At 53.8% G+C, this 18,543-nt stretch carries 15 protein-coding genes; 9 read left to right on the forward strand and 6 right to left on the reverse strand.

Annotated features, from left to right (window positions below):
* The first annotated feature begins 143 nt into the window (after positions 1-143).
* Together Q31b_RS07100 and Q31b_RS07105 are read left to right on the forward strand one after the other, a co-directional pair.
* Positions 144-1,076, forward strand: a complete 933-nt coding sequence (locus Q31b_RS07100; RefSeq protein ID WP_146598994.1) for a uracil-DNA glycosylase — start codon at positions 144-146, stop codon at positions 1,074-1,076.
* Positions 1,077-1,296: 220 nt separating this feature from the next.
* Positions 1,297-2,880 carry a Mur ligase family protein gene (locus Q31b_RS07105; RefSeq protein WP_197171095.1) on the forward strand — a complete coding sequence of 528 codons (1,584 nt, stop codon included), beginning with the start codon at positions 1,297-1,299 and terminating at the stop codon, positions 2,878-2,880.
* Between the two features lie 48 nt (positions 2,881-2,928).
* Here Q31b_RS07105 and Q31b_RS07110 read toward each other — a convergent pair whose 3' ends face one another.
* Complete coding sequence (locus Q31b_RS07110; protein WP_146598996.1) at positions 2,929-3,363, reverse strand: NUDIX hydrolase; 435 nt, start codon at positions 3,361-3,363, stop codon at positions 2,929-2,931.
* A 75-nt stretch (positions 3,364-3,438) separates the two neighbouring features.
* On the opposite strand from Q31b_RS07110, the gene Q31b_RS07115 reads away from it, so the two are divergent.
* Positions 3,439-4,722, forward strand: a complete 1,284-nt coding sequence (locus Q31b_RS07115) for a CCA tRNA nucleotidyltransferase (protein ID WP_231617369.1) — start codon at positions 3,439-3,441, stop codon at positions 4,720-4,722.
* 150 nt (positions 4,723-4,872) lie between these two features.
* On the opposite strand, the gene Q31b_RS07120 is transcribed toward Q31b_RS07115, so the two are convergent.
* The gene (locus Q31b_RS07120) at positions 4,873-5,748 is read right to left on the reverse strand and encodes a DNA adenine methylase (RefSeq protein WP_146598997.1); all 876 of its coding nucleotides are present in this window, start codon (positions 5,746-5,748) and stop codon (positions 4,873-4,875) included.
* Between the two features lie 260 nt (positions 5,749-6,008).
* Here Q31b_RS07120 and Q31b_RS07125 point away from each other — a divergent pair, with 260 nt between their 5' ends.
* The gene (locus Q31b_RS07125; protein ID WP_146598998.1) at positions 6,009-6,860 is read left to right on the forward strand and encodes a fumarylacetoacetate hydrolase family protein; all 852 of its coding nucleotides are present in this window, start codon (positions 6,009-6,011) and stop codon (positions 6,858-6,860) included.
* Between the two features lie 7 nt (positions 6,861-6,867).
* On the opposite strand, the gene Q31b_RS07130 is transcribed toward Q31b_RS07125, so the two are convergent.
* Positions 6,868-7,284: an FHA domain-containing protein gene (locus Q31b_RS07130; protein WP_197171097.1), complete on the reverse strand. Its 417-nt coding sequence runs from the start codon at positions 7,282-7,284 to the stop codon at positions 6,868-6,870.
* 275 nt (positions 7,285-7,559) lie between these two features.
* On the reverse strand, positions 7,560-8,576 hold the full coding sequence (locus Q31b_RS07135) for an NAD-dependent epimerase/dehydratase family protein (RefSeq protein ID WP_197171099.1): 1,017 nt from the start codon (positions 8,574-8,576) through the stop codon (positions 7,560-7,562).
* Positions 8,577-8,783: 207 nt separating this feature from the next.
* Between Q31b_RS07135 and Q31b_RS07140 the strand changes: the two genes are divergently transcribed.
* The 4 genes from Q31b_RS07140 to Q31b_RS07155 all read left to right on the forward strand — a co-directional run bounded on the left by Q31b_RS07140 (position 8,784) and on the right by Q31b_RS07155 (position 16,684).
* Positions 8,784-12,194, forward strand: a complete 3,411-nt coding sequence (locus Q31b_RS07140; protein ID WP_146599000.1) for a tetratricopeptide repeat protein — start codon at positions 8,784-8,786, stop codon at positions 12,192-12,194.
* 8 nt (positions 12,195-12,202) lie between these two features.
* Entirely contained in the window at positions 12,203-13,336 is a 1,134-nt protein-coding gene (locus Q31b_RS07145; protein WP_231617370.1) for a MotA/TolQ/ExbB proton channel family protein, read from the forward strand.
* Entirely contained in the window at positions 13,336-13,779 is a 444-nt protein-coding gene (locus tag Q31b_RS07150) for an ExbD/TolR family protein (RefSeq protein WP_146599001.1), read from the forward strand. The genes Q31b_RS07145 and Q31b_RS07150 overlap by 1 nt, the downstream gene beginning before the upstream one ends.
* 88 nt (positions 13,780-13,867) lie before the next feature.
* The gene (locus Q31b_RS07155) at positions 13,868-16,684 is read left to right on the forward strand and encodes a hypothetical protein (protein WP_231617371.1); all 2,817 of its coding nucleotides are present in this window, start codon (positions 13,868-13,870) and stop codon (positions 16,682-16,684) included.
* A 69-nt stretch (positions 16,685-16,753) separates the two neighbouring features.
* Here the strand turns inward: Q31b_RS07155 and Q31b_RS07160 are convergent, their stop codons facing one another.
* Together Q31b_RS07160 and Q31b_RS07165 are read right to left on the reverse strand one after the other, a co-directional pair.
* Positions 16,754-17,557: a c-type cytochrome gene (locus tag Q31b_RS07160; protein WP_146599002.1), complete on the reverse strand. Its 804-nt coding sequence runs from the start codon at positions 17,555-17,557 to the stop codon at positions 16,754-16,756.
* 49 nt (positions 17,558-17,606) lie between these two features.
* Positions 17,607-17,837: a hypothetical protein gene (locus Q31b_RS07165; protein WP_146599003.1), complete on the reverse strand. Its 231-nt coding sequence runs from the start codon at positions 17,835-17,837 to the stop codon at positions 17,607-17,609.
* Between the two features lie 119 nt (positions 17,838-17,956).
* Between Q31b_RS07165 and Q31b_RS07170 the strand changes: the two genes are divergently transcribed.
* Positions 17,957-18,139, forward strand: a complete 183-nt coding sequence (locus Q31b_RS07170; RefSeq protein ID WP_146599004.1) for a hypothetical protein — start codon at positions 17,957-17,959, stop codon at positions 18,137-18,139.
* Positions 18,140-18,543 lie beyond the last annotated feature (404 nt).

Below are 18,543 nucleotides of genomic sequence, written 5' to 3' on the forward strand. Positions count from 1 at the left end.
CTAAAACAAATAGCCCCAAACACGACGGATCGGAACAACTTGTCCGCCTCGGAGAGACGCGCCGACGGGTGCGATGGTTTCGAAGGTGGATTCGATCCACTACGATTCTAACGCTTCTATCTCACATTCGCATTGGCTTTATCATGGCTGACCCTGCTTCTTCCGATCCACAACGAACGGGCGATCTTGATCGCGACAACACCTTGCTGCAAGCTGCTGCGTTTGCGGAACATTTGCAGCGATCGGGCGTTGCCTTTCTTCCCAGAGCCAACCCGGACCGGGTCGCAGAATTCAAGCAGCGGTTTGCTCCGTCAATTCCGATCGCTCCTGCGACGGAGAAGAAGGCCGCCGTCGAACAGGTTGCCGAAGAGAAGATCCTCCCAAAACCGCCTGAATCCCGGCCTGAATCCCGGCCTGAATCCCGGCCTGAATCCCGGCCTGAATTCCAGTCCACGTCGATCCGTGGCGAAGCCGCGAAGCGATACCCTTGCGAAGCACGGCCCGTTTCCCAAAGAACGGCGGAGCTCGATACGCTCGCCAGCACCGTTGCCGCATGTACCAAGTGTCCAGAACTCGTTCACTGTCGAACGCAGACGGTTTTCGGCGAAGGAGATCCGCAAGCCCGATTCGTGTTTTTCGGCGAAGGCCCAGGCGCCGACGAAGACAGGACAGGACGCCCGTTTGTTGGAAAAGCAGGTCAATTGCTAGACAAGATGATCGTCGCATGCAAGCTGACTCGGGACGAAGTCTATATTTTGAATACCGTCAAATGTCGCCCCCCCGGCAATCGCAATCCTGAACCCGAAGAAATCGAGAATTGCCGCCCCTTTTTCGAAAGCCAGCTAGAAATCATTCGCCCTCAGTACATCGTTTGCCTCGGTGCCGTGGGCACGCAAGCTCTGCTGAGGTCGAAATTACCGATCGGAAAACTAAGAGGAAAATTTCATCGCTATTTCGATTCGAAAGTCGTGGCGACCTACCATCCAGCTTACTTGCTAAGAAATCCTGCCGCCAAAAAGGCCGCCTGGGCCGATCTCCAAATGATGCTCAAAGATGCCGGGATCTCACTTCGCTAGGCAGGGGCAAGCGGGCGCTATGCGAACCCAATCCGCTCCGAGAACCGAGCATCACTCGACTTTGCTAGCATTAAGGGCGTGAATTTTTCCCCTTGACCTCTTCGGCTTAATGGTGACAATTCGAATTCACCGGTCGAGCATTAGGATTTTGCTCGTCGCCGTCGGCAAAGGATTTGCCGAAAATGATTTCGAAATCGCGATGTGCAGGGAGGCCATCACCATGCGTCATACCGTAAACGCTTCTTCCGCTCGTTTCAGCACCTCTTCCCTATCCAGTGCTCCCGAATCGGGTGACCGATCGAACGAATCGGCCAACAAGGGTGCCCCCCCCCAGCCCACCTTCCGATCGCTACGCAGCCTACTCGCTCACGCTCGTTTTTTCTCTGGCGACGATGTTTCCTTCCACTCGATCGCCGAAAGTGCCGCTTCGGCGGAACCGGGCCAGTTGGTGGTTTATCGAATCGGAGAGATTTGCCCGAGCCAACTCATCGCCGATGCCCTTGCTCGTGGTGCAGCAGGCATTCTGACGGAACAAATATTGCCCTGTCCGATTCCCCAGTGCATTGTTGGCGATGTCGATTTGACGTTGGCCGATTTGCAATCTCGCCTACTCGATCGCCCGGACCGTAAACTGCTGACCGTTGGCGTCTACGGTTCAGCGGGCAAAACGACGACTTCGCTACTCGTTGCCCAGTTGCTGCGTAGTATCGGGCTGCGAACTTCCTATCAAACCGATCTTGGCTCGAGTGATGGGATTGTGCAAACGACCTCACCCGAGCGTGTTCCGGCGGCGGGAGCCCTTGTCGAGTGGCTGGGCGAATCGTATGACGCAGGTGCCAAGACAGCCGTGATCGAATTGTCAGACGACGCCGCCAAACATGGCCGATACGACTGCATCGAGTTCGACTTGTTGATCGTAACAGGTTCCACGGTAACCGAGAACGACTTCGGCCCATCGGGTTTAACTTGCGTGCTCGAGCGAGTTGCCTCGCAAGGCGTGGTCATTGCGTCGGCGGACCAGCCAGGTGTGCTAAGGACGATCAAAAATCACGGTTCAAATGTGATGACGTACGGTGTTCGTTCGGACGCGGATGTCACCGCAAAAGTGATCGATCAAGAAGGCGGCATGTCAACACTGATGATGACTCACGAAACGTTGTCCGTCGTGATGGAAACCCCGCTTTGTGGAGCCGCGATGGCACTCAATCACGCTGCGGCCGCGGTTGTGGGGATCCTACTCAACCAACCGCTATCGGAGGTCGTCGAGCATCTGGGTGGGCTGCGGAGTGTTCCAGGCCGGATGCAGACATTATCCGCATTCGGTCAAGCGGACGTGATCGTTGACGCTGCCCGTACCCCCGAGCAAATTTCTTCCACCCTCCGAGCCGCTCGGCTGATGAAGCAGCCTGGCGGCCGATTGTGGTGTGTGATGGCGATTGATCCTGGTGCGGCCCCCGCCCACTTGGCGTTGATTGGCAGTCATGCGGAAAGGTTTTCGGACCGTCCGATTTTGAGCTGTGTGATGGAAGCCAAAGAGAGTTTCTTGCAAGCGTCTCATGCCGTTTTGGATGGCGTGAAAAAGTGTGCGATGATGCGATTGGTCGCTGATCACCGCCGTGCGGTCGAGTGGGCAATGCAAGAAGCATCCCCAAACGATACGATCATTTGCATCGGAGGAATCGGCAATGCGTCCGCAGACGCCCAGCGTTCCAAAATCGAGCAAATCACTAACTGGATCGAATCCTCACGTTCCTCCACCCAAGAAGAGGCCGAGCCAAAGATTTTGTCGATGTTCGCAAAGTAGACCGGGCCGACCAACGGGAAGTCCCGGCATCCACCGCATACCGAAACCTCAAAACGGCACACCGACGTCGATTTCGCCGCTTTGGATCGCTTCGACGAATTGTGGTAGGCTCGGTAGCATGTTGCGTTGCATTTTGATTTGCCCGCTGGTCATCCAATGAACCTCAGCGACTTCCTCGGGGTTTGCTACAGGTAGAACATCGGGATCGAGTTCGGATAGCCACCATGACAGCAGTGTTCCCCAGGGCGTGATACTACGCCAACAGAGACGCACCGGCGTAACATCGATCGCCAATTCTTCTTGCATTTCGCGAACCAACGCGAACTCTTCGGTTTCCCCCTTTTCAATCGTGCCGCCTGGCAAGCATAGTTTTCCCGGGGCGGGGACGGTCAAGGAGCGGCGAATGATGAGGAGCCGTTCATCGCGAAAAATAACGCCGACGACACCTCGTTTTTTGCCGATTTTCTGAAATGGCTTGGTCATACTACGCTTTTAGAAAGGAGGTCACTCGTGCACAATTGTGAGAGTGAAATGGATGCTTCAAACAAGATAAACGCATTGAAATCAATTACCACCCCATACGAATTTCCCGATCAATCGCTCAAGTCGGCTCAAGCTATCGAAGCTCTCGTGGTTGTGAAACGATTAAGCGAGGCAGGCTTCACCGCCTATTTTGCTGGCGGATGTGTTCGCGATGCCCTACTTGGTAAAGCTCCCAAAGACTTTGACGTCGCGACCGATGCCGTTCCCGCGGCGATCCAGGAACTGTTTGGCAAGCGTAAAACACTGGCCTTTGGAGCGAGCTTTGGTGTGATCGGCGTATTACCATCCGCTTCCGATCGCCGAAAGTCGATCGTTCCAATCACACCAACCGAGGTCGCAACCTTTCGTAGTGACGGTCTCTATAGCGACGGACGGCGGCCTGATAGCGTCCATTTCGGCAACGCGGAAGCGGATGCCCAGCGGCGCGACTTTACGATCAACGGCCTATTCTACGATCCAATCAAACGCAGAATCGTCGATTACGTTGGCGGTGTCGAGGATATCGAACGCCAACTTCTCCGAACGATTGGAAACCCTCACGAGCGGTTTTCCGAAGACAAACTGCGAATGCTTCGTGCGGTTCGCTTCACCACCACACTCGGCTTCTCGATCGCCGAACCGACAGCCGATGCGGTTCGCGGACACGCGGCTTCGATCGGATCGGTGAGTGGTGAGCGCATTGGCGTGGAAATGCGACGAACGATGAGCTCGAATCACGCGCTCGATGGACTCGGGCATCTACAAGCCTTGGGGCTGTCTCGCTATGTACTTCCAGAACTCGAAAAAGCCGACCGTCGCTTGCTCGATCGGTTACTGACCGAGGATCGTACCCAAGATTTCTCGACCTCGCTAGCTTGTATCCTGCTCGCCATTGATGAGCCAATGAACGCACTGCGTTCGATCACCGAGCGTTGGAAGTTGTCCAATGAGGAAGTTCGAGTTGTGACGTCGGCGATTCACCATAGTCCCACCCTGATTCGTGCAAACACACTTCCTTGGGCGGAGGTACAACCCATTTTGGTCGACCGTGACGCCGAGGCAATCGTGGAAGTCAGCGCCGCATTGGCTCGAGCCACCGACGCCCCCTCTTCGGGAATTCACTTAGCTTTGGAAGCCTTGAAGTGGCCTCGCGAACGGCTTGATCCCAACCCGCTCATTGGTGGTGATGACTTGAAAGATCTCGGCGTCCCAACGGGGCCTGTTTACGCAAAGCTATTGAGGCAGGTTCGACAGCGGCAGTTGAACGGAGAGTTTGAAACGAAAGCTCAAGCGGTTGCCTTTGTGAAGGGGCAGGTGTGAGCTAGGCTGGTTTTAAACAGGGCTCGACAAGGGCAAGCCTGGGCCGCCAAATCTTTGGGATGGACTCAACCACGAGCCTTGCGCGAGTTTTCGTCCCGCTAGATCTCTGTCCCACAAAAATTCCCCGCGCACATCATTCGTCGTTAAGCCTTAAAAATTACACCACACGCACTCGATTTTCTTTTCCTTCGTCGGCCCCGCAGCGGCCTTGTTGTCGATCAGGAATTCATGCCGATTCCAATTTTGCTTGTGTTCCCATTTTGCATACAGTTCGCTGGGGTAACCGCTCAACATAAACTTGCCCTGGATGGCCGATAGCGTCTCGAGTAGCTTCACATGTTCGGCCTCGGTCATTTCATGCGTGTACTCTTTGGTTGTCGAACGCGTGTCGTGAACATAGGGCGGATCGCAGTAGAACAGGGTTTTAAAGCCATCTTGTTTGCGAATGACTTTATTGGCGTCCTGATTCAGGATAACGACACCTTGCAATCGCTGATGCACATCGTGCAATCCTTCGACGACGTTAAGCCAGGCGGATGCCTGTTCGTTCATCCGGCTTCGCGTGCGATTTCGAGACAGTGTCGCAAAGTCTCTCATGAGTCCTTGGCGGGACTGTCTGGCTAGAATAAAGAACTGAACCGCTCGCTCGATCGGCGTTGCATCCTGATTGAAATTCTCCGTATGCGAGAGCTCATAAGCTCGATTGAACTCGGCTTCGCTAAACGGCGTCATCTCCATTCTTCGTCGAAAGGCATCGAAGTGCTCAGGATCTTGCAAAACCCTCCAAAAGTTGATCAGTTCACCGTGCAAATCGTTAGCGACTTCACTACTGCCCCTCTCCGCCGCGGTTAGTTTTTCATCGCCAACCGCCATCCAATCGCGATTCGGATCGCGGGCCAGCAGAATTCCGCCACCACCGAAAAAGGGCTCCACGTAGTGCAGATGCGGCGGCATCAAATCGAGGATCCATTTGCGCAGATAATACTTACCGCCGTGCCACTTCAAAGGCTGAGTCAATGTCGCCATAAATCCATTGCGTCTGGGAAGGCATTTTAAGAAACGAGGAAGCTGTGGTTGGTGACTGAAAAGATACTGTCTCGTCGGTGTTTGTTCCAGACGTTAAGAAAAGCCTCTCCGTGAATGCTGGAATCCAGACCTTAGCCGATTTGGACACCGAGAGCCAAAACCAATCATTGACAATAATCGTCAGACAAAGTTAGTTTACACAGCGTCACCTTTGCGAGACGAAAGGTGTCTATCGAAAAACGCTCCATCGAGAACACCCCATGCGAATATGCCGGTTCCTGGATTCCGAGAATCAAGCTCAGTATGCGATCTACGAATCGGATCGAATCTGTCCCATCAGCTCATTTGCCGAACCGCCCGCAAGCAGCAAAGACATTTTCGAGCGAGGTTCATCGTGGCTCGCAAGTTTGCCCAAACCACAGCCCGAACAGTGGCAGACCGCTCCCGAGCGATGGTTGCCTCCTGTTGCCGACCCAGGAAAGATTCTTTGCATCGGCCTGAACTACCGCGACCATGCAATCGAAACCGGTTCGGAAATCCCGACGGAGCCGGTTGTGTTTTGCAAGTTCAATACAGCATTGATTGGTCATGGTGCAACGATTCGCCTTCCGAACATCTCAAGCAAAGTCGATTACGAAGCCGAGTTGGTTGTCGTCATTGGAAAAATGGCCAAGCACGTATCGGTTGAGCAAGCGGCCGATCATGTGTTCGGTTACACGTGCGGCCATGACGTCTCGGCTCGCGATTGGCAAAAAGGACGTCCGGGTGGCCAATGGTTGCTCGGCAAAACATTTGACACCTTTGCACCACTGGGGCCTTGCATCGTTACCGCCGACGAAATTTCAGACGCGACAAATCTGCGAGTTCGCATGCATCTTAATGGCGATACGGTTCAAGACAGCACGACGGCGCAATTGATTTTTCCAATCGCCGAGTTGATCTCTCACCTATCGCAGATCATGACCTTGTTGCCAGGCGACCTGATCTTTACTGGCACACCGCCTGGTGTCGGTGCAGCCCGCAAGCCACCGGTATTTTTGAAGCCTGGCGATGAATGCACCGTCGAGATCGAAGGGATTGGAAAATTAACGAACCGTTGTGAAGCGGAATAACAAACCGCTAAACGTTCTCGTTTGGGGGCATTCCAATTTCCAAATCATAGTCAAGGATCTTCATCCGCTGAGTTTCATCGAGATCTAAAATTTCGACACCGTTTTCGCTATCGTCATCGATTGCTTCTTCGGTCAGTTCGATTCGCAACGTCAACCTGCCAATTTGAACCTCAGTACCAGGGCGGACAACCGCTCTATCGACCCGTTGTTCATCAACGTAAATTCCATTTTTGGACCCCAGATCGCGGACGACAAGTGAGCCATAGGGATCGATAAAGAATTGGCAATGCCGTCGGCTGATCGATATGTCATCGATCGTAATATCCGCCGAGTTACAACGCCCGACAACAACCGGAGCCATTAGAACCCACTCCCCATCGATCTCGCTATTGGAGTTGTCAATCAAAACGAATTTGTAATTCATGATAAGTCTGCCTCGAAAAGCGTTTAGCACATCCATCTGGAAAGGCACGAAAGCGAATTCGATTTTACTACAGATTCATAGCCGCTGCTTGCTATCAATGAAAAATCATGAAGAATTGCAAAGAAACCGTTGCTCCTGCCCTAATAACATTCTAACCGCGTGAGTTGCCTTCCGCACGCGTTACAATGCTTGGCGCGCGGCCTGATGGTCACGCCGTTTAACGAGCAAGCGACGACCGCAAAGTCGCCTGATTGATTCGGGCGAACTGTCTGGCACTAGGACTGACGATGGTAATCGGCCACCACCTCGATAATGGCATCGAGATTTTTGGAGGGTTGGTAACCGATGGTCTCTCGGATTCTGGTGAGATCAGGCACTCGGCGGCGAATATCTTCGAACGATTCATCGTATGCCGCCGCGTAGCTTTGAAACTCGATTTTGGATTTCGAACCTAGCTGGGCGATCACTTTTTCGGCAAGTTGCAGGATCGAAATCGGCTCATCGCTACCGATATTGTAAACTCGCCCTGCTGCCTCTGGCTTGTCGACCAAATCGATGACAGCACCGACGATATCATCAACGTGTGCGAAGCAGCGGACTTGGTGGCCGTCATCGTGGACCACCAACGGATCTCCCCGCAAAGCCGCTTCCACGAAGCGGGGCAATACCATCCCGTAGGCTCCCGTTTGGCGGGGGCCGACGACGTTAAAGAACCGGCCAACGACGGCAGGCAATTGTTTCTCTTTATAAAACGCTAACGCCAAAAACTCATCAATCGCTTTCGACACTCCGTAGCTCCAGCGAGGTTTCGTCGTCGCTCCGAAAACCAGGTCGTCCTCTTCACTGTAAAGCTCTTTGGGATTCTTCCCATAAACCTCACTGGTACTGGCGATGAAACAGGGAATTCGCTGCCCACGACTGGCCCGCTCACCCAATCGATTCAAGATAAGCTGGGTAGGATAGATATTTCGTTCGATCGTTTGAATCGGCTGTTTAGCAATCAAAGCGACCCCCACGGCTGCGGCCAAGTGGTAGACCCGGTCGGCTCGGTCGACCACATCATGGACGACCGTTTTGTCTTCAACGGAGTCCTCGATATACTCCAGTGATGGATGATCGAGTAAATGGGCCAAGTGGTCTTTCGACCCGGTAGACAAATCATCAACGACGATGACATCATGACCACGATGGAGCAAACGCTCGGTCAGATGCGAACCGATAAACCCGGCTCCGCCGGTTACAAGACACTTTAGTTTTTCCACCACTCCGACCGTTTCAAAAAGAGAATGCAAGTTTGATTTTACGTGTTTTATCTAAGCCTGTACGGGCGAACGTCGCGACAGGTTGACTGGTTTGTTAGCAAAAAGCATAGGAAACACCCATTTATTTTGCAGATCCCTGGTCATTGGTTTTGACGGTGTCACTCCTTAAACGATCGCCCAGGCCTCCTTAAACTATCGGCTAAGATCGTTCGCCGCTAGAATTGAGTAGAAATGTTTATGAATTACTGCCTCGTTTTGTTGTTCGGAGTCTCTCTCGTGTTTTCACTCAGGTTTTTGGTAGCGAAACCCGTCAAGAGTTTCGATCCCCACGTGATTCGCCGAAAACCTTGGCGACTTTTGCTAGGGGCCAATCCAAAAACGAAGCTGTTGGCGGCTGTGCTGATTAGCGTCGTTACCGCGACGACGCAAGTATCGGGAGCGGAAGAGTCGAGTGAAGCCGCAATCGCTGTCTATGCCGATGCTGCCAATTTCCAAACCAATGGAGCGATCGAGCTGGCGATAGAGAGTTGGAAGAAGTTCTTAGCCGACTATCCGAACGATCCGATGGCGTCAAAAGCGGCCCACTACTTGGGGGTCTGCTACATGCAGCAGGAAGAACCCGACTACGCTGCCGCAGCGGCTTCCTTCGGCAAAGCACTGGCAGATTCGGATTATGATCTCCGTGAAGAGAGTTTGGCGAACCAAGGTTGGTGTCTGTACTCGGCCGCTGGGGAAGCTCCGAGCCGCGACGCAGCGAAGCTGAAAGAGACGATAGAGTCGTTCTCTCAATTGCGATCGGAGTTCCCGAAGAGCCAGTTTCTTGACCGATCGTTGTTCTACAGTGGCGAGGCCGCCTACGGGCTCGGTAATCCGAAACAAGCGATCGAGCTTTACAACGAGCTATTGGCACTTCCCGACGCCAAAGAATCTCCGCTGCGATGTGATGCGCTGTACGCACGCGGTGTCGCCTATGAAGAACTCGACCAATTCGACCATGCGGTTTCTTCTTTTCTTCAGCTGCTTAGCACCTGTGATAGGAACGAGCTGATTACCGACGTTCGCTTGCGTCTCGGTGACACAGCGATCATGCGCAAGGATTACGATGAGGCGATCACACAATTCGATCAAGCCTTTACAGTCGCCGAGAACGATGACGACAAATCGTACGCGCTTTTTCGACAAGCCTACGCTTTAGTGCAAGCCGATCGATCCGGTGAAGCCGCTGAAAAGTATGAGCAACTCTTGAAAGAGTATCCCAATTCTGCCAACGCCGCGGCGGCAACGTTGGCGTCCGCCCAAAGCACCTATCGAAGTGGTGATGCGGATGAAGCAGCAAAGCGTTTCGAGCGGGTCTTGGAATTAAATCTTCCCGAAGCGTCGACCGAGGCCGCCCATTGGTTGTCAAGAATCTACTTGAGCAAGAACGATCCTGAGACGGCGCAACAGATTGTCCGTCGCCAACTCGCGCAGCTGAAGCAACAGGCACCGGGAGCGGGAGGCCCGTTCGAATTGGAACTGAAACTCGATTTGGCCGAAGCCTTGTCGATGAACCCCGACACGATCGAACAATCGTTCGCCGAATTTCATGCGGTTTACAAGGCGTCGCCCGATGGCCCCACCGCCCCGCGAGCCCTTTACAACTCGGCATTCTCATCACTGCAATTGAACAGGCCCGAGCAAGCGATCGAAATGGCAGCGGAATTCATTGACCGATTCCCCGACGATATGTTGGCACCCGACGTCCGGTTCATTCAGGCGGAAGGCTTGTTTTTCACGCAAAAATACGACCAAGCGGCCGCGATCTACCAAGCACTTTTGATCGCGAAGGATCTCGGTGACGAGTTCCAACGACCACTGTGGGTGCTGCGAGCGGCAGCGGCTCTCAACGCCGATGGCGAACTCGATCAATCGATCGAACTGCTTCGAAAGGAAACGCCAAAATTGCCTCAGCCGGACCAACGGGCAGAAGCGCAAATGATGCTCGGCCAAGCCTTGATGGCGTCCGAAAAGTACGTCGAGGCTGGCGCTGCGTTCAAGGCCTGCCACACGGCAGCTCCTGATTGGCCCCGTGCCGATGAGGCGTTACTGCTAGCGGGACAGTCGTTTTTTCTGGCCGGACAAAAGCAACAGGCACAAACGATTTGGCGACAAATCATCGACGCTCAGCCCGATGGACGGATGGCTGACCAAAGCCGCTACAAGTTGGCTCAGATCGCTGCGAATCAGGGCGATCCCCAAACGGCGATCGAGCTTTACGACAAAATCATCGCCTCCAAAGCAGACCCTGGCTTGATGCCCTACGCATTCTATTCCCGTGCCCTTTTACAGATGGACGAGGCCGAATACCAACAAGCGATCGATTCTCTCGACACCCTGCTCAGCCAATATGAACAGCATCCAATTCGGGGCGAAGCGCTGCTGGCACGCGGCATGAGCTATCGGAACCTCAATCAATTGGATCCAGCACGTAGCGACCTAGAGGACTATTTGGCGCTGCAGCCAACGGGAGTTGATTTGGGGCACGGCTTGTACGAATTAGCTCTCGTCGACCAAAAACAAAACAAACCTCTGCAAGCGGCCGAACGGCTCAATCGAATCGTTGAGCAAGTCCCCGACTATCCGTCAATTGACAAGGTGCTCTATGAGCTCGGTTGGTCTTACCGGGAATCCGAACAGAACGAAGCCGCCGTAGACATTTTCACCCGGTTGGTCGACCAATCGTCAGACAATTCGTTGACCAGTGAAGCGGCTTACTATCTCGGACAAAGCTATTACGAGTCAAAGGATTGGCAACAAGCGGCGAAATATTTTGCCTCGGCAGCCGAGAAATCGGAGGAAGCAGAGCTTTCCGAGAAATCGCTCTATCGGCTTGGTTGGTCTTGGTTCAAAGCCAACGACTTGGCGGCTGCGGAATCGGCGTTTGCAAAACAAGCAGCAAAACATCCCGACGGCGCCCTGACGCTCGATGCCCTGATGATGGTCGGCGAAAGCCGGTTCAACCGAAACGATTACCAAGCCGCCCTCGAAGCCTATCGGGTAGCTCGAGAACGTATCGATTCGAATGATGAAACGTCGAAAACGATCCGCGATGCGAATGATCGCCAAGTTCGTGAGTTGATTCTGCTGCACGGAGGACAAAGCGCTGCTCAATTACAAGAGTGGCAGCAAGCGATCGAGTGGTACGATGAACTTCGATTTCGTTTCCCTTCCACCGCTTACCTGGCACAAGTCTTTTACGAAACCGGCTTCGCCTACCAACAATTTCAAGACGATGAAAAAGCTCTGCAAATGTACGGTGAGGTTGCCAACAACTATCGAAATGTGGTTGCCGCGCGAGCTCGTTTTATGATGGGGCAGATCCAATTTGCCAACAAACGCTTCGATTTGGCAATTCCTGAGTTTCAACGTGTGATCTATGGTTTTGGAGCGGAAAAATCCGCGGAGCCTATCAAGGATTGGCAAGCCAAGAGCGGTTTCGAAGCGGCCCGCTGCTCGGAGATTTTAGCGCAACAGGCGAGAACCCCCTCAGCGAAGCAGAAGGCGTTAGGGTTTGCGACGAAGTTTTACGAGTATGTGGTCAGCAAACATCCGAATCATGAGTTGGCCGAAAAGTCACAATCCCGGTTAGAAGCACTTCAAAATAAGTAATGGATAAGATGATTGAAAATCGGGAACGAAATACAGGACTGACAAGAACAGGGCTGACAGCGCTAGACGCAGGTTCCCAGAACGCTCGTGAGTACCAGGCAATCGCAATGCCCGAAGCTAGCGTCTCCGGCTCACCAAAACGGACGCTTTCATCAAATCCGGGAAAAACGGCCCTGATGATGGGTGTGATACTAGCTGCGTGTCTTGCGCTAAGCCCTAGAGCCAGTGCACAACCAAATTCAGAGATCCCGTTTAACGAAGCCGATATTCAGGATGTCATGAATGACGGGTCCGAGGAAGGATCCACGAGTCCGCCGGCTGCGGACGATTCGATGCACATCGATCTGTTGTCCCTGGTCGGCCGCGGTGGTGGCTTCATGATTCCGATCGGGATCATGAGTTTATTGGTCGTCGCACTGGCTGTGGAACGAGTGATCTCGCTGACTCGGCGAAAGATCGTACCCAAGAAATTCGTTCGCGAGATCGAAGACATGATGGAAACGCCTGCTGCATTTCAGCCCTGCGAGGCCTTTCGCATTTGTGACGATTACCCCTCTCCAGCGTCAAGTGTTGTTCGCGGGATGCTGCTGCGCACGGGCCAACCGATCGGTGAGATTGAGAATGCTGCTACCGAGATGATCCAACGTGAAGCGGATCGAAATTCCGCTCCGATCCGCTGGTTGCATCTGGCCGCAGCCGCAACTCCGCTAATGGGACTACTCGGAACCGTTTGGGGAATGATCGTCGCCTTTCACGAATCAACAACGCTAACGGCCGATCGAAGCCGTAGCGAGCAACTTTCTGAAGGGATTTATACGGCGTTAGTGACAACGCTGGCCGGATTGATCGTCGCAATCCCAGCTGCGATCTTAGCCCAGTATCTAGAAAATCGCTTGGCAAAATTGTTTCATCGAGTTGAGGATCTGGCGTTCGAGTTGGCTCCACACATGGCTCGCTTTGTGGGACGCGAACAACTTGATTCAGAAGGAAATCGTCGCAAAATGCCCCCTCATTCCGCGCCGGCTGATGCGGGCCATGATGGGCGAGGAGGCAACGCAACACCACCTCCGATCGCCGCTGGCAAATCGCCCTCCAAAGAAAAGTCGAGACCAAACCGTAGTGCGACAAAGGGGGCTTCGTAATGGCTGTCGAAATAAAACGATCGGCGGTCGCCGGCACACTCAGTCTGACGCCGCTCATCGACGTTGTGTTTCTGTTGCTCATCTTCTTTCTCGTCACCAGCGAGTTTGAAGAACAAGAGCGGCGTTTGGATATTGTCCTACCCACCGCGACAAGTGCCGTGCCGATGACCAGTAAACCTCGCGAAGTGGTTGTCGATATCGATTCGGAAGGGACCTTGTATCTAGGTGGCGAAGTCACATCGATCGCGAAGCTAAAAACGTTGCTCGACGCCGCAGTGGCCAGCAACCCAACCAATCAAACCGTTGTCATTCGTGCGGATCAAGCGAGTTCATTTCAGCCCGTCGTTAGCGTCATGGATGTTTGCAATCGAACAGGAGTCAGTGATTATTCAGTAACCACAACCGAAGGCCCCGCAGACGCTGACGCGTCCGCCAACCGATAAGTGGTAGCCAAGCTTTTGCCGATTCCCGTCGCCGACCGGAATCGCCAAAAGGCTGGACTCCAATCACTCCTAAAGGAAAAATCTGAATTTGAATCGTCGAAAAGCCAAATCGAATCCTCGTTTGAACCGAGAGGGAATACGAATCACCGAGAGGAGTGCGCGTGGCCCGAGGTCAGGCTCGGATCGGTCGGCATGGTTGCTCGATGCATGGTTGGCGGGCTTGTCGGCGCTCGTGTTGTATCTGATCGTGACCCGCCTTCGCTTCGATGATCCTCGGTGGCTCTACAATGGCTGGACCTATGCGGTTGCGGTCCCGGTTGTGGCATTGGCATTGGCGGTTGCATTTCACGGTTGGGCGTCTCAATACGTCCAAAAATCGATTCAAATCGGTTTTATGTTCAGTGTCTTTATTCATCTGCTACTGCTGTTGTTGGCGGTCAATGTGGTCGTGTTTAACCAGTTTTTCCCAGAAGCTTTTACGGGAGTAAAACCGGAGCGATCACCGATTCGAAAAACGGTCCCCGAGTATCTTTTTCAAACTCCTGAAGAAACCGCGACGACACCCGACTGGTCTCGTCCGGTCGAGGTGGAAACGACGTCACGTGCGATTCCGAAGGAGATTCGTCAATTACCTCCGGTTGAAAACTCGGCACCAAAACTGGAGATGCCTCGACCGCCCGAGCCTGACGATCGTCCGATGCAAAAATTTTTGATGAAACGGAAAGAGGTCCAAGAGGCGCAGCCGAAACCAGCCGATTCGCCAGCGAAACTGGCTCGCCGTAAACGTTCCGAAGAAAGAATGACGTCGCCACAAACAGAGCAACTAAGAAGTCCTTCAATCGAGGTTCCGAAGCTTGAGGTCGAAGCGGTCGAAATGGCGACTAGCCGAACTGCCGAACGTCGGTTGACCAATGAGACCAAGCGGCAAATGCAAGCCTCGTCGATTTTGCCATCGCGCGCCAATCGGTCGGCTGAGTTCACTCCCACATCGCCAGTACCGATCGTAGCGAATGTGCGGGCAACTTCGGAAGCTCTTCCCAAACTTGGCGAAATGGGTCTGACACCACGCCAGCGAGCTCGCATGGAAAGTCGGTCGGTAAAACCGGCTGGCGCAAGTCCGTCGGCTCAAACGGTTGCCATCGCTCGAATCGATGAGGCCGCCGACCAAATGCTCTCGCCGGTGGACGTGGCGATGCCGCGTCGTGGGGAGACACAGGGGGCTCAGCTGAGGCCTGCTGAGTCCAATGAAGGAGTCAGTGCTCCGTCGTTGGAATTATCCCCGGCATCCCCAGGTGACATTCGCCGGCGAGACTTGTCTGCGTTGGCAGGTGTTCCGGATGTACGACCCGATGCATCTGAGCAGGCAAGGCCATCGCGACATCCGCGCAACCCGCGTAATGAGCTAATGCCCGCCGGAACTCCCTCCTTGTCCGAGAGGGTTGCAACGTCGGCGGCAAAACAAAACGCACCTCCAATCGACGAGGTTGCCGAACGCAGCGAGTTCGGCCCCGAGCGGCGTCGATCGGAGTCGAATATTCCAATGCACCAAGTTGCTCCGGACATCCGTTTGGGGCCAAGCTTGGATGTGCTCTCGCCCGAATCGATTGCAGGACTTGCCGAGCGTCCCGACCGATTCGCAGGCGTTGTACCATCGACCCAAATGCCCGATTTGGGCTCGCTAGAAATGACCAATCGGCCTCGCAAACGCCGTGAAATTGGTGGTCCGGTGACCCCAGCGGGCAGTGAGGTCGCGGCGGTCGAATCGTTCAGCCGCCGCGTCATGCGAACCCAAGGCGGCGCCGCCCCGACCCCCGCTGGAATGGTCGGACCAGCAACCGAGGAAGCGATTGAACTCGGTTTGACCTATCTAGCGGATACCCAAAATGAGGATGGTAGTTGGTCGCTCGCAGGTCATGGGCCGGCGGGCCAACGTGAAGAGGTGATGATGCGAAGCGACACCGCCGCAACCGGACTTTGCTTGCTAGCGTTTCAAGGTGCCGGATACACCCATCGACAACATCAGTACGCCGATACGGTCAGTCGTGGTTTAAAGTTTCTGCTAGAGAACCAAAAAACAAACGGTGATTTGTATCGCCCCGAGGACCGCTTCAGCAATCAAAATGTAGCATTCTATAGTCACGGCATTGCGGCATTGGCCCTCTGTGAAGCATACGGAATGACGCAAGATGATGAGTTAAAGGTAGCCGCACAACGGTCGCTCGATTATATCGGCAATACTCAACATGCTCGGTTGGGAGGTTGGCGGTACATGGCTCAGGTCAGTAGCGACACCAGCGTATCAGGATGGATGATGATGTCACTCAAGAGCGGTGAGTTGTCAGGACTAAATGTGCCCGATGGCGTCTACGCTGGCATCGATCGTTGGCTTGACTATGCGCAGATGAATTCCGTGCGTGCGGATCGTTATCGCTACGATCCGTTCGCTGCCGACACACCCGCCCAGCGACATGGGCGGGAAGTGACACCGACAATGACCGCCGTCGGTATCTTCATGCGAATGTACTCCGGTTGGCGGCGTGACAACAAAGACATGCAATCTGCTGCGGAGTATCTCTTAGAACATCCGCCTGAAATGGGATCGCCAGCAACAAGGCCATCCGATGTACGGTTGTCAAAACGAGACGCCTATTATTGGTACTATGCCACGCAGGTCATGTTTCACATGGGCGGCACGTACTGGGAACGATGGAATGCCTACTTGAATCCGTTACTACTGAAAAGCCAGATCAAGTCGGGTGAGAAAGCAGGTAGCTGGGACCCCAAATTCCCGGTCGAAGACCGTTGGAGTCCCCACGGCGGTCGACTTTATGTGACCACGATGAACCTGCTCAATCTCGAAGTCTACTATCGGCATTTGCCGATCTACGACCAAGTTGCCGAATAGGCTGAACGTAGCCGGTCTTCAAGTCGTTTTCTTTCGAAATGAAACAGAGCCGTCGTTATGTTGTCGGCATTATTTTTTGATCTCTGGTTGAAATTTTGGACGAGAGTGTGAATTGATGAAGGCGGCGATGTCAAAAGCTTCTTGCTCGGTCAGGTCGGCGTCATCGAGCGGCATCGCAACCTTTAACCACGATGCCATCTTGAGCACTTTGGCAAGACCGGCGCCGTCATTATAGGATTGTTCGCCCCACACCGGAGGACCTTCGTCCGATCCGCTGCCGTCCTCAAGATGGCAATCCGCACAACGGTCGGCGTACAGCGACCTTCCATTCGGAATGTCTGGCTCGATCGCGTCGCCATCAAGAAAGGTCAAATGATTCGGCCCAAGCGGAGCGGTTGGGTTCATGTCAATCGGCGTCTGGCGTGACAGCCACGTGAGATAAGCTGCAATCGCGACTGAAACCTTACTTCCATTGGCCGGACGAGAACCATTTTGACTGCGAAGAAAACAATTGGCGATTCGTTCCTCCAGCGTGATCACCGCCGATTCGCGTGGCGAATAGGCTGGATAGGCCGCTGCCACTCCAACGAATGAAGCGGCTTGAGGATGCTGTCCGGCATCCAAATGACAGGAGGTGCAATTCAACGAGTTGCCGACCAGCGGCTTCGTCATCGGATGCGAACTTGTTTCCCTCACTAACGTCTCCCCCAAACGAACCATCTCGCCCAACTCGCCCGGCGGATAGCCGCCCGTTTCCCCATCGGAGCCGTCGTCGGTTGCAGTGGTTGCTTTCGGGGTTGCCTCTTGATTCCACGCCGTGGAACCAATTGCGAGCGTGAATGCACAAACGAATGCTGCTGGGAAAATTTTCATGGAGCAAGTTTCAAAGTGGAGGTTTCAAGACGGATTGGATTGCCATCATCTATTCTGCAATCGCTTTTCCCTGAAGTGAACCGCCACGGTAACCAGAGACGGTAACCAGAGACGGTAACCAGAGATCGATCCCGAAATCGGCTTCACGCGAATAGAGGTGATGCAGTCGGTTGCAGATCCTGCACTTCTTTGCGTCACGTGTCGCACTCGGCCGTTCCTTCCAACGGGCTTTACGAAGCAAGTAGCCAATTGGCACGTTGATTGCGATAGGGCGAAACAAAGATCATCGCGGATCGAAGCCCAGGCGGACTTCGATTCGGTGGATTGTGATCGGGTTCTGCCACCGCTGCGATAACGCAGAAAAATGGTCTTACCGATCTTCACTGAGGAGACCTCAACATGTCACCAATCTTCCGTTACACCCTGACCGTCGCATTCTTGGTTGCCGTTCTATCGTCGGCGAGTATCGCTAGCGCTTCGCACATCCGCAATCCCATTGAGCGACGTCAACATGCCGAACGCGGCTTCTTCGTAAAGGACACCGGCCATCACGTAAGGACGATACACCTATTCCGACGGTAGTGGAAAGGAATCGTCGCTCGGTCGTGAAGTGAAAGACGGTCCTAAAGACGCTCGCAGTCGTCGATCTCGACGGCTGTGCTTTGTCAAAACGAAGAATGAGGGCGAGATTCGGGCATTTGTTTGCATTGGACGCAAGAATGGATCGTGATTCCACTGAGTGAATTTTGTATAGAGCTGGTTCGCAATCCGCCGTCAACGAAACGGCCTGTCGATTTAATCGTTTAACGCTTAGCCGAAGGCGTCAGCTTTTCCATAATCGGTCGCCTATGGCTTGGCGTTAAACAATAAGTCGAGTCAAACCGATTAAATCGACAGCCCGCTATCGCCAAAACGGCTAATGAATAATCCAGGCTAGCCAAACTTGAGGAAACTCAATCCCCAAGCCTGCTCGGATAAACGGGACT

This window comes from Novipirellula aureliae, from assembly GCF_007860185.1.
GTDB lineage: Bacteria > Planctomycetota > Planctomycetia > Pirellulales > Pirellulaceae > Novipirellula_A > Novipirellula_A aureliae.

What these genes read in the sequence shown, in the direction of transcription:
- Q31b_RS07130 (WP_197171097.1), bottom strand. Translation starts at nt 7,284, where the DNA reads ATGAATTACAAATTCGTTTTGATTGACAACTCCAATAGCGAGATCGAT.
- Q31b_RS07125 (WP_146598998.1), top strand. Translation starts at nt 6,009, where the DNA reads ATGCGAATATGCCGGTTCCTGGATTCCGAGAATCAAGCTCAGTATGCG.
- Q31b_RS07160 (WP_146599002.1), bottom strand. Translation starts at nt 17,557, where the DNA reads ATGAAAATTTTCCCAGCAGCATTCGTTTGTGCATTCACGCTCGCAATT.
- Q31b_RS07110 (WP_146598996.1), bottom strand. Translation starts at nt 3,363, where the DNA reads ATGACCAAGCCATTTCAGAAAATCGGCAAAAAACGAGGTGTCGTCGGC.
- Q31b_RS07120 (WP_146598997.1), bottom strand. Translation starts at nt 5,748, where the DNA reads ATGGCGACATTGACTCAGCCTTTGAAGTGGCACGGCGGTAAGTATTAT.
- Q31b_RS07145 (WP_231617370.1), top strand. Translation starts at nt 12,203, where the DNA reads ATGATTGAAAATCGGGAACGAAATACAGGACTGACAAGAACAGGGCTG.
- Q31b_RS07100 (WP_146598994.1), top strand. Translation starts at nt 144, where the DNA reads ATGGCTGACCCTGCTTCTTCCGATCCACAACGAACGGGCGATCTTGAT.
- Q31b_RS07170 (WP_146599004.1), top strand. Translation starts at nt 17,957, where the DNA reads ATGTCACCAATCTTCCGTTACACCCTGACCGTCGCATTCTTGGTTGCC.
- Q31b_RS07150 (WP_146599001.1), top strand. Translation starts at nt 13,336, where the DNA reads ATGGCTGTCGAAATAAAACGATCGGCGGTCGCCGGCACACTCAGTCTG.
- Q31b_RS07105 (WP_197171095.1), top strand. Translation starts at nt 1,297, where the DNA reads ATGCGTCATACCGTAAACGCTTCTTCCGCTCGTTTCAGCACCTCTTCC.
- Q31b_RS07140 (WP_146599000.1), top strand. Translation starts at nt 8,784, where the DNA reads ATGAATTACTGCCTCGTTTTGTTGTTCGGAGTCTCTCTCGTGTTTTCA.